Here is a 3,119-nt window from a genome sequence, read left to right as displayed (position 1 = left end):
GGCGTTTCACTTCTGAGTTCGGCATGGGGTCAGGTGGGACCACCGCGCTACTGCCGCCAGGCAAATTCTGTTTCATCCGTAACGCTCAACCTAGCTCAGGCTTGCACTACGAACCAATCTCGGAACAATCAGCTGAAAAATCTACGTTTATCACAGAGTCAATCTAAAACACCTTTGGTGTTGTAAGGTTAAGCCTCTCGGGTCATTAGTACTGGTTAGCTCAATGCATCGCTGCACTTACACACCCAGCCTATCAACGTCTTAGTCTTAAACGTCCCTTCAGGTGGCTTAAAGCCACAGGGAAGACTCATCTCGAGGCAAGTTTCGCGCTTAGATGCTTTCAGCGCTTATCTTTTCCGCATTTAGCTACCGGGCAATGCCATTGGCATGACAACCCGAACACCAGTGATGCGTCCACTCCGGTCCTCTCGTACTAGGAGCAGCCCCTCTCAATCTTCCAACGCCCACGGCAGATAGGGACCGAACTGTCTCACGACGTTCTAAACCCAGCTCGCGTACCACTTTAAACGGCGAACAGCCGTACCCTTGGGACCTACTTCAGCCCCAGGATGTGATGAGCCGACATCGAGGTGCCAAACACCGCCGTCGATATGAACTCTTGGGCGGTATCAGCCTGTTATCCCCGGAGTACCTTTTATCCGTTGAGCGATGGCCCTTCCATTCAGAACCACCGGATCACTATGACCTACTTTCGTACCTGCTCGAGCCGTCACTCTCGCAGTCAAGCTAGCTTATGCCATTGCACTAACCTCACGATGTCCGACCGTGATTAGCTAACCTTCGTGCTCCTCCGTTACTCTTTAGGAGGAGACCGCCCCAGTCAAACTACCCACCAGACACTGTCCTCACCCCGGATCACGGGGCCGAGTTAGAACATCAAACATTAAAGGGTGGTATTTCAAGGTTGGCTCCACGCAGACTGGCGTCCACGCTTCAAAGCCTCCCACCTATCCTACACATCAAGGCTCAATGTTCAGTGTCAAGCTATAGTAAAGGTTCACGGGGTCTTTCCGTCTTGCCGCGGGTACACTGCATCTTCACAGCGAGTTCAATTTCACTGAGTCTCGGGTGGAGACAGCCTGGCCATCATTACGCCATTCGTGCAGGTCGGAACTTACCCGACAAGGAATTTCGCTACCTTAGGACCGTTATAGTTACGGCCGCCGTTTACCGGGGCTTCGATCAAGAGCTTCGCATTGCTGCTAACCCCATCAATTAACCTTCCGGCACCGGGCAGGCGTCACACCGTATACGTCCACTTTCGTGTTTGCACAGTGCTGTGTTTTTATTAAACAGTTGCAGCCAGCTGGTATCTTCGACTGGCTTCAGCTCCGGGAGCAAGTCCCTTCACCTACGCGCCAGCGTGCCTTCTCCCGAAGTTACGGCACCATTTTGCCTAGTTCCTTCACCCGAGTTCTCTCAAGCGCCTGAGTATTCTCTACCTGACCACCTGTGTCGGTTTGGGGTACGATTTCGTGTTACCTGATGCTTAGAGGCTTTTCCTGGAAGCAGGGCATCAACTACTTCACCACCGTAGTGGCTCGTTATCACGCCTCAGGGTTAAAGTAATCCGGATTTACCAGGACTACACCCCTACACGCTTGAACCGGGACAACCGTCGCCCGGCTAGCCTAGCCTTCTCCGTCCCCCCTTCGCAGTAACACCAAGTGCTGGAATATTAACCAGCTTCCCATCGACTACGCTTTTCAGCCTCGCCTTAGGGGTCGACTCACCCTGCCCCGATTAACGTTGGACAGGAACCCTTGGTCTTCCGGCGTGCGGGTTTTTCACCCGCATTATCGTTACTTATGTCAGCATTCGCACTTCTGATACCTCCAGCAGCCCTCACAGACCACCTTCGACGGCTTACAGAACGCTCCCCTACCCAACAACGCATAAGCGTCGCTGCCGCAGCTTCGGTGCATGGTTTAGCCCCGTTACATCTTCCGCGCAGGCCGACTCGACCAGTGAGCTATTACGCTTTCTTTAAATGATGGCTGCTTCTAAGCCAACATCCTGGCTGTCTATGCCTTCCCACATCGTTTCCCACTTAACCATGACTTTGGGACCTTAGCTGGCGGTCTGGGTTGTTTCCCTCTTCACGACGGACGTTAGCACCCGCCGTGTGTCTCCCGTGATAACATTCTTCGGTATTCGTAGTTTGCATCGAGTTGGTAAGCCGGGATGGCCCCCTAGTCGAAACAGTGCTCTACCCCCGAAGATGAGTTCACGAGGCGCTACCTAAATAGCTTTCGGGGAGAACCAGCTATCTCCCGGTTTGATTGGCCTTTCACCCCCAGCCACAAGTCATCCGCTAATTTTTCAACATTAGTCGGTTCGGTCCTCCAGTTAGTGTTACCCAACCTTCAACCTGCCCATGGCTAGATCACCGGGTTTCGGGTCTATACCTTGCAACTTGACGCCCAGTTAAGACTCGGTTTCCCTACGGCTCCCCTATACGGTTAACCTTGCTACAAAATATAAGTCGCTGACCCATTATACAAAAGGTACGCAGTCACCCCACAAAGGAGGCTCCCACTGCTTGTACGTACACGGTTTCAGGTTCTATTTCACTCCCCTCGCCGGGGTTCTTTTCGCCTTTCCCTCACGGTACTGGTTCACTATCGGTCAGTCAGGAGTATTTAGCCTTGGAGGATGGTCCCCCCATATTCAGACAGGATGTCACGTGTCCCGCCCTACTCATCGAACTCACAGTCTGTGCATTTTTGTGTACGGGACTATCACCCTATACTGTGCGACTTTCCAGACGCTTCCACTAACACACAAACTGATGCTGGTTCTGGGCTCTTCCCCGTTCGCTCGCCGCTACTGGGGGAATCTCGGTTGATTTCTTTTCCTCGGGGTACTTAGATGTTTCAGTTCCCCCGGTTCGCCTCGTTAGACTATGTATTCATCTAACGATAATGTGTCGAAACACACTGGGTTTCCCCATTCGGGTATCGTCGGGTATAACGGTTCATATCACCTTACCGACGCTTTTCGCAGATTAGCACGCCCTTCATCGCCTCTGACTGCCTAGGCATCCACCGTGTACGCTTAGTCGCTTAACCTCACAACCCGAAGGTGTCTTAAAGACA

General features: G+C 52.6%; 2 rRNA genes. Both read right to left on the bottom strand.

The window, feature by feature from the left end:
• Nucleotides 1–61, bottom strand: a 5S ribosomal RNA gene (gene rrf, locus ACLBVC_RS24865); the annotation flags it as partial.
• Nucleotides 62–184: 123 nt separating this feature from the next.
• Nucleotides 185–3,092: ribosomal RNA gene (locus ACLBVC_RS24705) — 23S ribosomal RNA — on the bottom strand.
• Nucleotides 3,093–3,119: the final 27 nt, after the last annotated feature.

It is taken from the genome of Rahnella selenatireducens (genome assembly GCF_046449555.1).
Taxonomy (GTDB): Bacteria; Pseudomonadota; Gammaproteobacteria; order Enterobacterales; family Enterobacteriaceae; genus Rahnella; species Rahnella selenatireducens.
This window is presented reverse-complemented; position numbering and strand designations above follow the sequence as displayed.